This window comes from Sphingobium sp. MP9-4, from assembly GCF_005281675.1.
Lineage (GTDB): Bacteria > Pseudomonadota > Alphaproteobacteria > Sphingomonadales > Sphingomonadaceae > Sphingobium > Sphingobium yanoikuyae.
On the sequence record NZ_LUFI01000082.1, the window covers coordinates 122,682 to 140,591 of the forward strand.

Consider the following 17,910-nt stretch of genomic DNA (forward strand, 5'->3'; position numbering starts at 1 on the left):
CGTCCGGGTGGCAGAATGGCGATATCCTTAGGAGACCCCGATGAAGATCACCCGGCCCCTGCTCATGGCAACCGCCGTCTTGGCCCTCGCCGCCTGTTCGAAGAAGCCGCCGGCCGAACTGCCGCCGGCGCCGGGTGGCAGCGACACGACCCAGACGGGCGGTCCGGTTGGCCAGACCGGCCCGGTCAAGGGCAGCCAGGAAGATTTCGTCGCGTCGGTGTCGTCCGACCGCATCTTCTTTGGCCTCGACCAATATGATGTCGATGCCGAGGATCAGGCGACACTGCAGAGCCAGGCCGCCTGGCTGCAGCAGAACCCCAATGTCCGCATCACCATCGAGGGCCATGCCGACGAACGCGGCACCCGCGATTACAATATCGCGCTGGGCGACCGTCGCGCCAATGCGGCCAAAAATTATCTCGCATCGCTGGGCATTTCGCCCAGCCGCATCAACACCGTGAGCTATGGCAAGGAACGGCCTGCGGCTCTGGGTTCGGACGAAGCAAGCTGGGCGCAGAACCGCCGCGCAGTGACCGTTACCGTCCAATATTGATCCCCGTCGGGTCGCATCTGACGGCTATGGGCCCGCCGATTTCGATCGGCGGGCCCTTATGTTTTTGGGCCGGCCGCGATGTTCGCTCCGCCTTTGCGAAATTCGTTTCCGATATGTGGGACGACCCTATATATGGGACGAAAACAGGAAGCGAAAAAACATATGCAAGATGGCGAAGAGAAGCAGGAACAGGGCGTTAAGGGCACGCAGACGCTGATGCGCGCGCTCGATATCATGGACGAGGTGATCGACGGGCCGATCCGTGCCGCCGATCTGGCCCGCAAGCTGGGCATGAGCAAGACCACCGCGCATCGGCTGGTGCAGGCGCTGAAATCGCGCGACTATCTGGCGGTGACGCGCAACGGCTTCGCGCTCGGTCCCAAGCTGTTGCAGCTGGGCGTGCTGGCCACCGAGCAGATCGACTATGTCCGCGTCGCCCGCCCGTTCATGGAATTACTGTCGGAAAAGACCGGCTTCTGCGTGTTCGTGGGCAAGCGCGAGGGCGACTGGTCGCGCCATCTGGACCGGGTAACCGGCAACCAGCGGCTGCGCGTCGCGACCGCGCCGGGCGATCGTCGTCCGGTCGCCGAAACGGGCCTGGGCAAGGCGCTGCTGCTGGACGAGGATGAAGCGACCTGGGAACGGCTCTATGTCGAGGCCAAGGGCGGCGAGGCCAGCCGCAAGCAGATCGACGCCTATATTGCAGAAATGCGGGTCCACAAGGCGCGCGGCGAAGTGCTGCATGACAGCGAACTGGGCGATGGCGTGCGGTCGATCGCCGTGCCGGTGCGCGATGCCAAGGGGCAGATCTGCGTCGCCATCTCGATCGCAAGCGCCGCCCATTATCTGACCGACGATGTTCGCCCGGCGCTGGCCGAGCAGGTGATGAAGTCGGCCGAACAGATCAGTGCGGCGGTGGGCTTCAGCGGCCAGCGCTGAATTTCCTGATCTACCGGATAAGAAAATGGGCGCGGTCACCAATGGTAACCGCGCCTGCCACATAAAAATGGAGCCTGATTCACGTCTTCGGTGAAAGCGCGAAGCGCTTCCACCTCAGACGATCAGGCTCCAAGTTTGGGGAGGACTGGAAAATTACATCCGGTAGGTCACGCCAAAGGTGAAGGTGCGGCCAATGCGGGTTTCGAACAGCGTGTCCTGACGCTGGCTGTCGATATAGAGGCGGTTCTGCTCGTCGGTCAGGTTCTGCACCTCGACGATGATCTTCAGGCGATCCGTGACATTATAGCTGGCCGACGCATCCATGTAGAAGGTCTTGGCATTGCCCTGAAGGTCGCTGCCCGGCGAGGCCGGAATGCCGCGGATGAACTTGTCGCGGAAGTTGCCGGTGGTGCGGATCGAGAATTTGTCATCCTCATAATAGAGCGTGCCCGACGCGGTGTTGGGCGACAGGCCGACCAGGTCCGCCGTGGTCGTCACGGTCGGCACGCCGTTCACGCTGGCGAGGATATAGTCGATCTTCGACGTGACGTGGGTGTAATTGGCCAGCACGCCGAAATTGCTGAAGAAGCCGTCGAGGAAGGTGAAGGGGATCTGGGCATTGAGCTCGATACCCTTGAGCTTGCCGCCCGGCGTGTTGAACGGCTGCGACACGGTGAACAGCTCATCCGGCATGGTGTTGCTGTTTTCCAGCAGAGCGTTGGGCAAGCCGAGCTGGTTGAACGGGATCTGACTGTTCACATTCTGGATGAAGCTCTTGATGTCCTTGTAGAAGAAGGCGGCCGAGAGCAGCGAACCGGGGCGGAAATACCATTCGACCGCGACGTCGAAGGTGTTGGCCCGGATCGGGTCGAGGAACGGGTTGTTGACATTGCCGACGCGGGTGACCGGATTGACGCCGCTGGTCGGGGTCAGCAGGCCGAGTTCCGGACGGGCCATGACCTTCGCGCCGGAGAAGCGGACCAGGACATTCTCGACCGGCTCGACGACGATGTTCGCCGAGGGCAGCCAATCATCATAGCTGTTGCTGGCGGCCGCGAACTGGCCGGTCAGACCCGTCGGCGAGCTGGCCTGCGCCACGGCGATATAGCCCGACGACAGCATGTCGGTCTTGACGTAGCGCACGCCGACGTCACCGCGAATGCCGAAGCCGATCGCATCGCTGAGATCGAAATTGGCCATGAGATAGCTGCTCATGACCTCTTCGCGCACGCGGCTGCGGCCGCCGCCACATTCGACGCCGCAATAGCGGACATCGTCGAAGCCGAAGGTGTCGGCCCATTTCTCGGGATCGATCGCCGCCCAGCTGGACGGGGCGCCATGGCCCCACAGCTTGTCGACGCCGGTGATGTTGGTGGTGATATCGGCCAGCGTCGTGCCGGCCGGCAGCGCCCGCACCACGGTATCGGCATTATAGGGACGCAGGAAGGTCGAGAGGAAATTGCTGCGCCGATATTGCGCGCCGCCCTTGATCGAGAAGGCGTCGCTGACCGTCCATTTGAGGTTGATGTCGGCGGTCATGTTGTCGGTGGTGTTCTTCGACGGCTTGCCCTGATAGCTGAAGCCGCCCAGCACGGTGCCGTCGGCGCGGCCCGGCGCATAGTTGAAGCTGGCAGGGTCATTGACGTCGATACCGAAGCCCAAGGTCGGGGTGGTGCCGCCCTTGCTATAGTCGATCGAGAAACCATCGGTGTCGATCGCATCCATGAAGGTCTGGAGACGCTTCTTGCCGTCCCAGATGGAGCGGTTGAAGCCGACGATGCCGCTCAGTTCCAGACTGTCGTTGAGGCGACGGCGGAAGTTGAGGTTGGCCTGCTTGAAGGTCGAAACGAAATGATCGACCAGCCCTTCGGAACGGACGTCGACGCCGTCGAACACGCCCTGGACCAGCGAGCCATTCTCGTCGAACTCGATATCGCGCACGGACGTCATCGGCTGGCCGTTATTGGCGGCCGAGCGGGCGAAGGAGATGGCGGCGATATAATTGTCGCGCCGGGTCACCTCGAACCGCGAATAGAGCATGTCGAGCGAGATGTCGGTGTCGTCGTCGGGGTTGAACTGCAGGGTCAGCGACCCGCCAATCCGTTCCTGATTCTGTTCCGAATTGAGGTAGCGCGGAATGCGCGGCAGGAAGGCGCCGCTGCCCGGCGTATTGGGCAGGTCGTCGCGACGCAGATCATAGATAGCCTGATAGGCGGCGCTGGTGCTGGTGCGCGGATTGCCGGTCGAGCAATTGAGCGCATCGGCGCCCTTGGCGGCATTGTCGGCCGGGTTCTGCGGCGCGAAGCCGACCGGCGAGCAGAAACCGCCATTGGTATTGGCCGACAGGATGTCCACCGCCGAATAGCCGACTTCGCGGATGTGCCGCTTCTGATAGGCGACCGAACCGAGGATGCCGAAGCCGCTGTCGCCGAACTTCTTCGACACCAGCAGCGAGGCACGCGGATCGACCTCCTTGGACAGTTCGTTATAGACGCCGCGCGCGGTCATCGAGAGGACGAAATCCTCCTTCTGCTCCATCGGCTTGGGCGCGCTCAGATCGACCGTCGCGCCGAGCGAACCTTCCTCGACATCGGCCGAGGGCGTCTTGCGCACCGACAGGGCCGAGAAGATTTCGGTCGGGAAGACGTTGAAGTCGAAGCTGCGGCCATTATTGCCGGCGCCGTAAATGTCCGACGAGCCGGTCTGCGACGTGCCTTCCATGCCGTTGATGCGGGTGCGGGTGAAGGCCGGGCCAAGGCCGCGGACCGAGATGTTGCGGCCTTCGCCGCCGTCGCCGCGCTGGAGCGCGATGCCCGGCACGCGCTGCATCGATTCGGCAAGGTTGGAGTCGGGGAACTTGCCGATATCTTCGGCGACGATCGAGTCGATCGCGGCGGCTTCCTGCCGCTTCATGCTGAGCGCGCTGTTGAGCGAGGCGCGGAAGCCGGTGACGACGATGTCGGCATTTTCCTGGTCGGGCTGTGCCTGCGGCGCCTGGTCCTGCGCAAAGGCCGGCGCGCCCGCCATCATGGCGACGGCCAGCGCGATCACCGACGAACGGCGCGCGGACGCAATACGGCTGTAATGCTCGATCATGACTTCCTCCCCAATGTGCCGGCCCTCGCCAGCATTCCCACTATGTGAAATTTTGTGTCACACTATATTATATTTCACGACATTTCCATAAAAATCATAATATGATCGCAAGTTCCACACTGTGGATCACCATGACGCTGATCGCATTGGATGCAGGGAGGGATTGACCGGAATTTTTTCCCTATATATGGATCATGCTATCAATTTATGAGACCGATCCCATCGTGATCGCGACCGGATTCCTGCTTCCGCCTCTGCACGGGCGGTTTTCTTGGGGGAGCGCGTCTTGGCGCGCTCCCCTATTTGTCTCGCTCAGGATGTTTGCGTCATGCCGCTCAGCACCAGCCTTGCCCTGATCCTGATGGCAGGATCCTCCATCGCCGCGCCGCAGTCCTTCGACCTGTCGTCGGACAGCGCCACACGGCAGACGCCCTATCAGGCCGGCGGCCATGGCATGGAGCCGGGCAGCACCGCGGATGACTTCCTGTTTTCGGTGGCCGTGCCCGACGGCACCTATCGGGTGACGCTGACGCTGGGTAACCGCAAGGCGGCTGGCGACACCACGGTCAAGGCGGAGGCACGGCGGCTGATGCTGCGCAATGTCGCGACCAAGAAGGGACAGTTCGTCGAACGGCAGTTCCTGGTCAATGTCCGCAGCCCTGCCCTGCCGCCGCCGCCCGCCAATGCGCCGGGCGGAACGGCGGTGCGGATCACTGCCGGCGATGCGCGCGAATATACGTGGGACGACCGGCTGACGCTGGAATTTCTGGGCAAGCCGCAGGTCGCTTCGGTGACGATCGAGCCGGTGAGCGCTCCAACCCTTTTCCTCGCGGGCGATTCGACCGTCACCGATCAGGCGGCCGAGCCGGCGGCGAGCTGGGGCCAGATGCTCCCCGTAATGCTGGACGGCAGCATCGCGGTCGCCAACCATGCCAAGTCGGGTGCGACGCTCAAATCCTTCCTCACCGACCTGCGCTTCGACAAGCTGTTGTCGGCGGTTAAGCCGGGTGACTGGCTGTTCATCCAGTTCGGCCATAATGACCAGAAACAGGAATGGCCGCAAACCTATGCCGATGCGGCGAACACCTACCCCGCCTATCTGCGCGCCTATATCGCCGAGGCGCGGCGGCGCGGCGCCCATGCGGTGCTGGTGACCTCCCCCGAACGGCGCAATTTCGACGAGAGCGGCCGCATCAAGGATACGCTGGGCAGCTATGCCGATGCGGTGCGCAAGCTGGCGGCCGAGGAACGAGTGCCGCTGATCGACCTGAATGCCGACAGCCGGGCCATTTATGAGGCGCTGGGGCCGCAGGTTGCGCCGACCGCCTTCAATGATGGCGGCAAGGACAAGACCCATCATGATAATTATGGCGCCTGGCTGCTGGCGAGCGCGGTGGCCGAGCGGATCAGGGCACAGATTCCCGAACTGGCGCCCCATGTCGTCGCCGCCCCCTTTGCGCCGGCCCAACCGCCGAGCGCGGCGCAGGTGGCGATCGTGCCGAGCCGGGCACATAGCGATGTGCGTCCGGCAGGTAACTGAGCCATGTTGCGGATGAGCCGGCGCGAAATCAGCCTGGGCCTGGCCGCTGGTGCGCTGCTGGCGCCCGGCACTGCCTTTCCCTTTGCCGGTCATGCGGCGCGACGGTTCGACGTGCGCGATCATGGCGCACGGGGCGACGGCATGGCGATCGACAGCGATGCGATCAATGCCGCGATCCTGGCCGCATCGCAGGCAGGTGGCGGCACCGTGCTGCTGCCACGGGGCCGCTATCTCTGCTTCTCGATCCGGCTGAAGAGCCATGTCACCCTGGTCATCGGCGAAGGCGCGGTGATCGAGGCGGCCGATCCCGCGCGCCATGCCGGCCGCTATGACCTGCCCGAGACGGGGATCGACCAGCTCTATCAGGATTTCGGCCATAGCCATTGGCACAACAGCCTGATCTGGGGCGAGGATCTGGTCGAGGTTGCGATTCTTGGCCCCGGCATGATCCATGGCCTGGGCCTGACCCGCGACGGGCCGGGTGCCCGCTGGAAGAAGCAGGCCGGCGAACGGCCGCTGTCGATGCGCAGGATGAGCGACGCGCAGATTGCCGAGTTGGAGCCCGATGCCGCGAAGATGAACGGCCTGGGCAACAAGGCGATCGCGCTGAAGAACGGCCGCGACATTCATCTGAGCGGCTTTTCGATCCTGAAGGGCGGGCATTTCGCGATCATCGCGACCGGCACGCAGCAATTGCGCATCGACAATCTGGCGATCGACACCGAACGCGACGGTATCGACCTCGACTGCGTGCGCGACGTGGTGGTGGAACGCTGCCGGGTCAATTCGCCCAATGATGACGGCATCGTTGTCAAGAGCAGCTATGCGCTGGGCCGCGCGATCGCATCGGAGAATATCCTGATCCGCGACTGCGACGTGTCCGGCTATGACATGGGATCGATGCTGGACGGCACCAAGCGCACCACACAGCAGATCGCGCCCGACCAGGACCGGGTCACCGGTCGGATCAAGCTCGGCACCGAGAGCAATGGCGGATATCGCAATATCCGGATCGAGGATTGCCGCTTCACCCGCTGCCGCGGGCTGGCGCTGGAAACGGTCGACGGCGGGGTCATGGAGAATATCGCCGCGCGGCGGCTGACCATGCGCGAGGTGACGACCGCGCCGATCTTCCTGCGCATCGGCGATCGGCGGCGCGGGCCGGATGGCACCGGCATCGGCGCGATCAACGGCGTGGAGATCAGCGAGGTGGATGCGCGCGGGATCGACCACAGATTTGCCGCGAGCATTGCCGGCCTGCCGGGCCATCCGGTGCGCGACGTGACGCTGCGCGACGTGCATCTGGTCTATCAGGGCGGCGGCACCGCGCAGGATGCGGCGCGCAGGCCCGCCGAACTGGCCGATGCCTATCCCGAACCCAGCATGTTCGGCGTGCTGCCCAGCTGGGCGCTATGGGCGCGCCATGCCGAGCGGCTGACGATCGAGCGCTTTTCCGCCGAGACGGCGACGCTCGACGCGCGGCCACCGGCGCTGTTCGACGATGTGGCGGGCCTGACGATCCGCAACAGCCCGATCCTGGCGCGCTGAAACGGACATCGTCCCACCCATTCTTAGCATTTGACGAACATGTGGGACGATGTTACCCAAATATCGGTTTCGAGTTCCATAATATGGTTCACAGGGGAGAGCCGATGTCCGTCCACGCCTTCAAGATGCAGCTCAAGCCCGGCGTGGTCGCGGAATATCGCAAGCGCCATGACGAGATCTGGCCCGAATTGTCGGCGCTGCTGACCGAGTCGGGCATCCATGACTATTCGATCTTCCTGGACGAAGAGACGCTGAGCCTGTTCGCGGTGCTGAAGCTGCGCGAGGACAATAGCCGAGACAGCCTGCCCGACCATCCGATCATGAAGCGCTGGTGGGATTATATGGCGCCGCTGATGGAAGTGCAGCCGAGCAACCAGCCCAAGGAATGGCCGCTGTCGCTGCTGTTCCACATGGATTGAGTGCAGGAACAGGCTGACACCCATGCGTAGCTTCATCGCCGCCCTCGCCCTTGGCACCATGCTCGCCACGCCCGTCCTGGCGCAGCAGGCCAAGCCGACCGCCAACCTCTCCGCGCCGGTCAAGACCTTCGGCCGCGTCTCCTATGATGCGCGATCGCTGATGATCGACGGCAAGCGGATGGTGATCTGGTCGTCGGAATTCCACCATTTCCGCCTGCCCTCGCCCGATCTGTGGCGCGACATCCTCCAGAAGATGAAGGCCAGCGGCTTCAACAGCGTCGCCGTCTATTTCGACTGGGGTTTCCACAGCCCGAAAAAGGGCGTGTATGATTTCAGCGGCATCCGCGACATCGACCGGCTGCTGACACAAGCGGAGGAGGAAGGCCTCTACGTCATCACCCGCGCCGGTCCCTATGTGAATGCGGAATTGTCGCGCGGCGGCTTTCCCGGCTGGCTGGTCAACCAGCGCGCCCGCGCCCGCACCGATGACCCCGATTATATGGCGGCCGCGGACGAATGGCTGACGAAGGTCAACGCGATCATCGCCAAGCACCAGATCAACAATGATCCGAGCCGCAAATATGGCGTGATCCTGCACCAGATCGAGAATGAGCTGGCGATGACCACGCCGGCGCAGCGGCGCTATATGGATCATCTCTATGCCAAGGCACGGGCCGACGGCATCACCGTGCCGCTGTTCCACAATGACCAGGGCCGCAACGGTTACTGGGCGCCCGAGAGCAGCAAGGTGGAGAAGGTCGTCCACGGCCCCAACGACATGTATGCGTTCGACGGCTATCCCGGCGGCACCTGTACCGTGGACGGCAAGCCAACGCGTGGATCGGCCGCGCCCGACTGGGGCTATTATGGTCCCGGCGGCGCCAAGGGCGGCGCATCCGCGTCCCCGGACACGCCCGGATTCCTGGCCGAATTCGGCGGTGGCTGGTTCGACTATTGGGGTTCGAACGGCGGCTATGAGTGCAACGCGATCCAGCGTGGCAAGCGGTTCCAGCGCGTCTTCTATGGCACGAACCTGGCCAATGGCATCGGCATCCAGAGCTTCTACATGGGCTATGGCGGCACCAGCTGGGGCTGGCTGCCCGCGCCGGTGGTGTTCAGCAGCTATGATTATGGCTCCGCCATTTCCGAGCCGCGCGAGGTGCGCGAAAAGGCGCTGGAGATGAAGCAGCTGGGCGGCCTGATCGCCTCCGTCCCCGACATGGCCGGCATGATCCCGGCCGGGACACCGGAGATCAGCTCGCCCAATATCCAAGTCTATCACAACAAGAGCCCGGAGACGGACGCGCGCTTCCTGATGGTGACACACAAGCCGTCCAACGGGCAGACGAGCGACGCTTTCAGCTTTACCGCCGACCTGCCCGATGGCCGCTATACCGTGCCGATGCAGCTCAATGGCTTCGACGCCAAATGGCTGGTCGCCGGCGTGACGCTGGGCGGGCAGCGGCTGGTCTATTCCAGTTCCGAACTTCAGTCGGCGCAGCAGATCGACGGCAATGACCTGATCCTGCTCTATGGCCGCGCCGGCGAGCCGGGCGAGACGGTGCTGCGCTACACTTCCGCGCCCAAGGTGACGGTGGTTGAGGGGCAGGCGCGCAGCGCGTTCGATGCCGCGAAGGGCGACCTGAAGCTGGATTACAGCCATCAGGGCCGCGCCGTGGTGCGGATCGAGGGGGGCGGGCGTCCGCCCTTGACCCTGATCCTGGCCGATGAGGCCGAGGGCGCGCGCTACTGGCGCGAGAAGGACATGCTGGTACGCGGGCCGGCGCTGGTGCGCAGCGCTGTTGCCAAGGGCGGTTCGCTTGTGCTGACCGGCGATACGAATACGGCCAGCCCGATGGAAATCTGGGCGCCCAAGGCGGTCCGCTCGGTCAGCTGGAACGGCGCGAAGGTGACAACGAAAGCGACAGCCATCGGCAGCATCGCCGCGGTCCAGCCGCTTGCCGGCCCGGCTGATGTCGCTCTGCCGGCGCTCAACGACTGGCGCATGGCACAGGGTTCGCCTGAGGCGCAGCCCGGTTTCGACGACAGCGGCTGGCAGGCGATCGACAACCGCTCCTATGCCAGCACCACCGCCAAACCCGACGGCCAGCCCAATATGCTGATGGACGCCTATGGCTTCCATGATGGCGATGTCTGGTATCGCGGCCGCTTCACCGGCTCACCCGATGCCAAGGCGCTGTCGCTTTATTATGGCGCGGGCGGTTCGGGGCTGGTGCAGGCCTGGGTCGATGGCAAGTTCCTGGGCGAAGGCGAAACGCCCGGCGGCCTGCCCCGGCCGATCACCACTGGCACGGCGCGCTTTGCCCTGCCGGCGGACGCGCAGGCGGCAGGCGAGCATGTCATTTCCGTCATGGTCCGCAACAATGGCCATAATTGGGATCTGGACAGCGACGATTTCCACAAGGTAGCGCGCGGCCTGGTCTCCGCTTCGCTGGAGGGCGGCCCGAGCGGACGCAGCTTCGCGGTGCCGATCCACTGGAAGATCCAGGGCAAGCAGGGCGGCGAGGATCTGCCCGATGTCGCCCGTGGCCCGGCCAATAATGGCGGCCTTTATGGCGAGCGGATGGGCTGGCACCTGCCCGGCTTCAACGACGCGGGCTGGGCCAAGGCCAGCGTGCCCGCGACCCAGGCGGCGGCCGGGACGAGCTGGTATCGCACCAGCTTTGCCCTCAACGTTCCCAAGGGGCAGGATGCGACCATTGGCCTGAGCATTGGCGACGCCGGCAAGCCGCGTTCGCCGGTGCGTTACCGTGTGCTGATCTTCGTCAACGGCTGGAACATGGGGCAGTTCATCGCCCATGTCGGGCCGCAGCGGACCTTCCCCATTCCCGAAGGCATCCTGAACCACAGGGGCCAGAACCATGTCGCGCTGGCCGTCACGTCCGACGGTCAGCCGGGCGATGCGCTCGAAACCGTGCGCCTCGTCACCCTACGCAATGTGAAAGGCGGTCTGCCGGTGCAGATGGTGACCGCGCCAAACGCACCTTCAGACCTCAAGGAGACCAAGTAAGTGGCCGCTCTCACCCATGATGTACCGCGCCAGCAGGTCGTCGAATCCATCGACCGGCTGATGGACAATCTCGTCAATATCAAGGACGAGACAGGCGAATTCCTGCTCCATCTGGAAGATGGCCGCATCATCGACACCAAGGGCTGGGCCGGATGGGAATGGACCCATGGCGTCGGCCTGTTCGGCATGTGGCGCTATTTCGAGCAGACCGGCGACCAGAAGGCGCTGGGCATCATCAAGCAGTGGTTCGAGGATCGCTTTGCCGAAGGCACGCCGACCAAGAATATCAACACGATGGCCCCGTTCATCACGCTGGCCCATCTGTATGAATATGAGCCCGACCCGCGCTACATCCCCTATCTGGACGTCTGGGCCGAATGGCTGATGGCGGCCGACGGCCTGCCCAAGACCGAAGAAGGCGGGTTCCAGCATATCGTCTATAATGACGAGAATCCTGGCGAGATGTGGGACGACACGCTGATGATGTCGGTGCTGCCGCTGGCCAAGATCGGCCTGCTGCTGGATCGTCCGACCTATGTCGAGGAAGCCAAGCGCCAGTTCCTGGTCCATATCAAATATCTCTATGATACGAAGACCGGCCTGTGGTTCCACGGCTGGGACTTCAACGGCCGCCACAATTTCGCCGAAGCGCTGTGGGCGCGGGGCAATTGCTGGGTGACGATCGCCATCCCCGAGATCATCGAGATCCTCGACCTGAAGGAAGGCGATTTCTTCCGCACCTTCCTGATCGACACGCTGGCCGCCCAGGTGAAGACCCTGGCCGAGACGCAGGACGCCGAAACCGGCCTGTGGCACACGCTGATCGTCGATCCGACCAGCTATCTGGAAGCATCGGCCACCGCCGGCTTTGCCTATGGCATATTGAAGGCCGTGCGTAAGGGCTATCTGCCCCGCCATTATGAGGAAGTCGGCATCAAGGCGGTGCGCGGCGTGCTGGCGAACATCGACGAGACTGGCGAGCTGCAGCAGGTGAGCTTCGGCACGGCGATGGGCGACACGATGCAGTTCTACAAGGACATCGCGCTCACCTCCATGCCCTATGGCCAGAGCCTGGCCATGTGCGCACTCGGCGAGTTCCTGCGCACCTATATCTGAGTCACGGGAAACGGGGATCGAGGGGTAAATGGAAGGACCGTTCGATCGCCGTTTCCTGCTGAAAGGTGCCGCCGGCATATCCATGCTGGCGGCACTGCCCGCTTTCGGCCGCGCCCTGCCGCAGGGCATAGTGAATGTTCGCGATTTCGGCGCGAAGGGCGATGGTAGCCATATCGACAGCCCCGCGATCGACCGGGCGATCGCCTTTGCCGCAGAGCGCGGCGGCGGGACCGTCTATGTGCCGCCCGGCCGCTATGCCAGCTATACCATACACCTGAAGAGCAACATCACCCTGTGGCTGGACCGGGGCGCCACCCTGCTGGCCGCATCGGTGCCGCTGACCGGCCTTCCCAATGGCGGATATGATGCGGCCGAGCCGCAGGATCCGGCGATCGCGCCCTATCAGGATTATGGCCATAATCATTGGCGCAACAGCCTGATCCATGGCGAGGGACTGCATGATATCGCGATCTGCGGCGACGGGCTGATTTGGGGCAAGGGGCTGAGCCGGGGCCATCCCGATAAGGATCGACCGGCCGCCGAACTGCCCGGCGTCGGTAACAAGGCGATCGCGCTCAAAAACTGCCGCAATGTCGCGCTGCGGGACTTTTCCATTCTGGAGGGCGGGCATTTCGCCCTGCTGGCCACCGGGGTCGACAATCTGCTGATCGACAACCTCACCGTCGACACCAACCGCGACGGCTTCGACATCGACTGCTGCCGCAATGTGCGGGTCAGCAACTGCACGCTCAACACCCCCTATGATGACGCGATCGTGCCCAAGTCCAGCTATGCGCTGGGCTATCCCCGCGCGACCGAGAATGTGACCATCACCAATTGCCATGTCAGCGGATCCTATGTCGTCGGCACGCTGCTGGACGGGACGTTCCAACCATTGGCGCGCAATCGCGACACCTGGCTGCTGGGGCGGATCAAGTGCGGTACCGAAAGCAATGGCGGGTTCAAGAATATCACCATCAGCAATTGCGTGTTCGACCAATGCTGGGGGCTGGCGCTGGAAACGGTGGACGGCGCGGTGATGGAGGATGTGACGATCAGCAACATCGCCATGCGCGGCTGTCACAGCCCGGCCCTGTTCCTGCGGCTGGGCCGGCGGATGCGCGGGCCGGCCGGCGCGGCGGTGGGATCGATGCGACGGGTGCTGATCGACAATATCACCTGCCAGAGCGGGTCGATGCTGCCGTCGATCATCGCCGGCGTGGCCGGCCATCCGGTCGAGGACGTCCAGATCAGCAATATCTTCATCGACCAGCCGGGCGGCGGCGACGCGGCGATGGCCGGGATCGATCCGCCGGCCAAGGAAGAGGATTATCCCGATCCCGACCGGTTCGGTCCCCTGCCGGCAAGCGGTTTCTTCATCCGTCATGCGCGCAATCTGGACCTGAGCCATGTCGAGGTGCGGACACGGGCGGCGGACGCGCGACCGGCCTTCTGGCTGAAGCATGTCGAAGGGTTTGACGGATCCTATCTGAAGATGCCGGGCGGCGCGGATTCCTTCCGGCTGGAGCATGTGACCGGCTTTCGCAGCAGCGCGATCCGCGACCTGCCGGATCGGCGGATCGACACGACCAACATGGTGCGTTTCTGATGCGCTGGTGGCTGGCGCTGCTGCTGCTCGGCGCGACGCCGGCGCAGGCGGCGGACTGGGTGCGGTCGGTGGCGCAGCGGGGGGATTTCCCGCTGGTGGCGCAGGGGCAGGCGGCGCGGATCGTCACCGACCCAGCCGATGACGCCGTGGTAGGAATCGCCGCCGATGACCTGAAGCAGGATATTGGCCGAGTCACTGGCGCGGCCGAGGGCGGCGCGGCACAGGTCTGGATCGGCACGCTGGGCCATAGTGAAGCGATCGATCGGCTGGTGGCGGACAAGCGGATCGATGTCGCGAAGCTGAAAGGCGCGTGGGAGAGTTTCCTGATCCTGCCGGTCGAGCGGCCGGCGGCCGGCGTGGCGCGCGCGCTGCTGATCATCGGCAGCGACCGGCGCGGCACCGCCTATGGCGCCTATGAACTGTCGCGCGCGATCGGCGTGTCACCCTGGCACTGGTGGGCGGACGTCACGCCGCTGCATCGCGACGCGCTCTATGTGGCGAAGGATGCCCGGCGGTTCGGGCCGCCTTCGGTCAAATATCGCGGCATCTTCCTGAATGACGAGGATTGGGGGCTGGTGCCCTGGGCGGCGGGAAAGCATGCGCCGGACGAGAAGCCGCTGGGGCCGAAGACTTATGCACAGGTTTTCGAGCTGCTGCTGCGGCTGAAGGCCAATCTGCTGTGGCCGGCGATGCACAAGGTGACGACGCCGTTCAATGCCGACCCGGCCAATGCGGCGCTGGCCGATCGCTATGCCATCATCATGGGGTCGAGCCATGCCGAGCCGATGCTGCGCAACAATGTCGGCGAATGGACCGCCCCGGCCGAGGATTTCGATTATCTGAAGAACCCCGACGGGGTGCGGCGCTATTGGGACGAGCGGGTACGCAGCAATGCCCGTTATGAGAGCATCTGGACGCTGGGGATGCGCGGCATCCATGACAGCGGCATGGTGGGGCCAAAGACGGTCGAGGAGCGGCGCGCCACGCTGGAGCGCATCTTTGCCGACCAGCGCGCGATGCTGGCCAGGGCCGGTGCGGCCGACGCGCCGCAGGTCTTCACCCCCTATAAGGAAGTGCTGGACGTCTATCGCGCGGGCCTCAAGGTGCCCGACGATGTGACGCTGATGTGGCCGGACGATAATTTCGGCTATATCCGCCACTTCCCCGATGCCGCCGAGCGAGCGCGCAAGGGCGGGTCGGGCGTCTATTATCATCTCTCCTATCTCGGCGCGCCGCTCTCCTACCTATGGTTATCCACAACCCCGCCGGCGCTGATCCGCGAGGAAATGGGTCGCGCCTGGGATGCCGGCGCGCGGCAGGTCTGGGTCGCCAATGTCGGCGATTTGAAGCCGGCGGAACTGGCCACCGACTATTTTCTGAGCCTCGCCTGGGCTGTGGATAAGGTGCGGGCAAAGCCTGTGGATAAGTTTGTGGACGACTGGGTGGCGGAGAATGTCGATGCTGCGCAGGCACCCGCCATTGCGGGGATTTTGCGCGATTATCATCGGCTGAATTTCGCCCGGCGGCCCGAGCATCTGCAGTGGAATCTGCCTGTGGATAAGTATCGGCAAAGCCCGCTGACGATCGGCGAGGCGGATGCGCGGTTGGCGGCGTTCGCGGCGATGGAAGCGGCGCTGGCGAAGGTCGAGCCGGCGATCCCGGCCGAGCGGCGCGACGCCTTCTATGAATTGCTGGCCTATCCGGTGCGGGCATCGGCGGCAGCCAACCGGCGCTTCTTTTCCGCCGAGGCGCATGACCGGCTGCGTGACAGCGACCTGGCCGAGGCGACGCGGCGCGGCAGGATCGCGCATGAAGCGGACAGCGAAATTGACAGGCTGACGACCTATTACAACCGCGAACTGGCGGGCGGAAAATGGCGCGGAATCATGGCGGTGGAGCCGGCGGACGGGCAATGGCGCAGCTATCGCCAGACGCCGGTGATCCTGCCGCCGATCGATGCGCCGGCGCCGCCGGCCGGGCCGGCCAAGGCGCAGCCGGCCGTTCCTGACCTGCCGCTGCTGACGCCGGACCGATTCGCCGGATGGACGCGCGTGGAGGGGCTGGGTCGTCATGGCGCGATGCTGGCGCCTGGCACCAAGGCCGGGGCGAGCCGCGCGACGATCGACCTGCCACCGGGCGAATGGACCGTGCTTGTGGATATCTTGCCGACCTATGCCGACAGGGATGGCGACACGCTGCATCTGACCATCGACATTGATGGCGTGACGCAGGCGCTGGAGAGTCGGCGCGAGACCGGCAGTCGCGACTGGGCGATGGGGGTGCTGGACAATCGCGCGACCATGACGTTAACGCAACGACTGAGCGGCGGGCGGCATGTCGTGACGCTGGAGCGCGCCGATCCCGGCGTGCTGATCGAGGCAATCCGCTTCGTGCCAGCGACCGCAGAAAAGGCGGATGGCGGCTTGCATTAGTCTCATATCGTGTGATAGCCGTTCACTATGTGGCATATATTTCATATGCCCGCGCGCGTCAGAACAAGAGCCCAAGCGCCGATCATTGCCCTAGGCGGAGGACCTGAATTGCCCGAGACTGCCCCATCCACCGCGCGTCCCGTCCGCCTGCAAAATTACCTCGCCTATGGCTCCAACGACGTGCTGGGCGCGGGATCGATGGCGGTCATTTCCGGCTGGGTGCTGATCTTCTACACGCAATTCTGCGGGCTTAGCGCCGGACAGGCGGCGACCATCTTTGCCGTCGCGCGCATCCTGGACGCCTTTGCCTCGCCGATGATCGGCTATATTTCCGACCATTTCGGCGGCACCTGGCTGGGCCGCAAGTTCGGCCGCCGTCGCTTCTTCATCCTGGCCGCGATTCCGCTGTTGCCGAGCTTCGCGCTGATGTGGCTGCCGGGTCAGGGCTTCTGGTATTATCTGGTCAGCTATGTGCTGTTCGAGCTGGTCTATGCGATGGAGATCATTCCGTTCGAGACGCTGGCGGCTGAAATGTCGACCGACTATCGCACCAAGGCAAAGTTCGCCGGGTCGCGCATATTGTTCGGTCAGGCATCGGCAATCCTAGCCGGCTTCCTGCCGCTGTGGCTGATCAACGCCCTGGGCCGCGACAGCGCCGACACCTTCTTCTACATGGGCATCATCTTTGCCGCCTTGTTCATGGTGACGGCGGGGCTGCTCTACCTGTTCAGCTGGGAACGGCACCTGCCCGGATCGGCCGAGGCTATCGGCCAGCATCCGGTCGGCGCGGGCGGGCCGGGACAGGCGTTGAAGGCGCTCTACCGCAACCTGTTTTCGACCATGCGCATCCGCGCCTTCCGCCTGCATCTGGGCATGTATCTGGGTGGCTATATCAGCCAGGACATCTTCAACGCGGCCTTCACCTTCTTCGTGATCTTCGCGCTGGCCGGATCGACGGCGATCGCATCGGGCCTGCTGGGCACCATGTATATCGTCCAGTTCGTGGCGGTGATCATCGCCATCAACCTGGCGCTGCGGGCGTCGCCGGCCAAGGCCTATCAGGTCGCCGCCGCCGACTTCGCCGTCGGCTGCCTGACGCTGATCGGCCTGTGGTTTGCGGGCGTGCCGGCGACCAGCCCGTGGATCTGGCTGCCGATCATCCTGTGCGGCCTGGGCCGCGGCGCGCTCAACTATATTCCCTGGGCGACCTATAATTATATGGCCGATGTCGACGAGATCGTGACCGGCCAGCGCCGCGAAGGCAGCTTTGCCGGGGTCATGACCTTCGTGCGCAAGGCGACACAGGCGGCGGCTGTCGCCGGCGTGGGCTTCATCATGCAGGCCGGCGGCTTCGTATCGGGCGCGGCGGAACAGAGCCATGGCGCGATCCTGACCATGGCGTTGCTGCTGGGCGTCGGCACGGTCGGCTGCCTGGGGCTGGGCATCTGGGTGTCGACCAAATTCCGCCTGAGCCCGGCGACGCACGACATATTGATGCGCGAGATCGAGCATCTGCGCAGCGGTGCGCGCACGCCGACATCGCCGGTCGCGGCCGAAGTGGTCGAGGATCTGTCCGGCTGGCGCTATGACCAGCTGTGGGGCCGCAACCCGGTCGCGCAATAAGGGC

11 protein-coding genes are annotated in these 17,910 nt (G+C 64.3%); 10 read left to right on the forward strand and 1 reads right to left on the reverse strand.

Going from position 1 to position 17,910, the window contains the following annotated elements:
- Positions 1 to 40 precede the first annotated feature (40 nt).
- Together pal and A0U87_RS23405 are read left to right on the forward strand one after the other, a co-directional pair.
- A complete protein-coding gene (gene pal, locus A0U87_RS23400; protein WP_004209366.1) occupies positions 41 to 553 on the forward strand; it encodes a peptidoglycan-associated lipoprotein Pal in 513 nt (170 codons plus the stop codon).
- A 162-nt stretch (positions 554 to 715) separates the two neighbouring features.
- Positions 716 to 1,492 carry an IclR family transcriptional regulator gene (locus A0U87_RS23405; protein WP_037508079.1) on the forward strand — a complete coding sequence of 259 codons (777 nt, stop codon included), beginning with the start codon at positions 716 to 718 and terminating at the stop codon, positions 1,490 to 1,492.
- Positions 1,493 to 1,645: 153 nt separating this feature from the next.
- Here the strand turns inward: A0U87_RS23405 and A0U87_RS23410 are convergent, their stop codons facing one another.
- Positions 1,646 to 4,588: a TonB-dependent receptor gene (locus A0U87_RS23410; RefSeq protein WP_137406048.1), complete on the reverse strand. Its 2,943-nt coding sequence runs from the start codon at positions 4,586 to 4,588 to the stop codon at positions 1,646 to 1,648.
- Positions 4,589 to 4,916: 328 nt separating this feature from the next.
- Here A0U87_RS23410 and A0U87_RS23415 point away from each other — a divergent pair, with 328 nt between their 5' ends.
- The 8 genes from A0U87_RS23415 (at position 4,917) to A0U87_RS23450 (ending at position 17,906) form a co-directional block, all read left to right on the forward strand.
- Positions 4,917 to 6,128 carry a rhamnogalacturonan acetylesterase gene (locus A0U87_RS23415; protein WP_048936801.1) on the forward strand — a complete coding sequence of 404 codons (1,212 nt, stop codon included), beginning with the start codon at positions 4,917 to 4,919 and terminating at the stop codon, positions 6,126 to 6,128.
- Positions 6,129 to 6,140: 12 nt separating this feature from the next.
- Positions 6,141 to 7,676, forward strand: coding sequence for a glycosyl hydrolase family 28-related protein (locus tag A0U87_RS23420; protein ID WP_048936802.1), 1,536 nt, complete (start codon positions 6,141 to 6,143; stop codon positions 7,674 to 7,676).
- 104 nt (positions 7,677 to 7,780) lie between these two features.
- The gene (locus A0U87_RS23425; RefSeq protein ID WP_037508075.1) at positions 7,781 to 8,095 is read left to right on the forward strand and encodes an L-rhamnose mutarotase; all 315 of its coding nucleotides are present in this window, start codon (positions 7,781 to 7,783) and stop codon (positions 8,093 to 8,095) included.
- 22 nt (positions 8,096 to 8,117) lie between these two features.
- Positions 8,118 to 11,126: a beta-galactosidase gene (locus tag A0U87_RS23430; protein ID WP_137406049.1), complete on the forward strand. Its 3,009-nt coding sequence runs from the start codon at positions 8,118 to 8,120 to the stop codon at positions 11,124 to 11,126.
- Positions 11,127 to 12,242, forward strand: coding sequence for a glycoside hydrolase family 88 protein (locus A0U87_RS23435; protein WP_137406050.1), 1,116 nt, complete (start codon positions 11,127 to 11,129; stop codon positions 12,240 to 12,242).
- A gap of 28 nt (positions 12,243 to 12,270) precedes the next feature.
- Positions 12,271 to 13,851, forward strand: a complete 1,581-nt coding sequence (locus tag A0U87_RS23440; RefSeq protein WP_048936805.1) for a glycoside hydrolase family 28 protein — start codon at positions 12,271 to 12,273, stop codon at positions 13,849 to 13,851.
- On the forward strand, positions 13,851 to 16,283 hold the full coding sequence (locus A0U87_RS23445) for a glycosyl hydrolase 115 family protein (protein ID WP_048936806.1): 2,433 nt from the start codon (positions 13,851 to 13,853) through the stop codon (positions 16,281 to 16,283). The genes A0U87_RS23440 and A0U87_RS23445 overlap by 1 nt, the downstream gene beginning before the upstream one ends.
- Positions 16,284 to 16,391: 108 nt before the next feature.
- A complete protein-coding gene (locus A0U87_RS23450; RefSeq protein WP_017500972.1) occupies positions 16,392 to 17,906 on the forward strand; it encodes an MFS transporter in 1,515 nt (504 codons plus the stop codon).
- Positions 17,907 to 17,910: the final 4 nt, after the last annotated feature.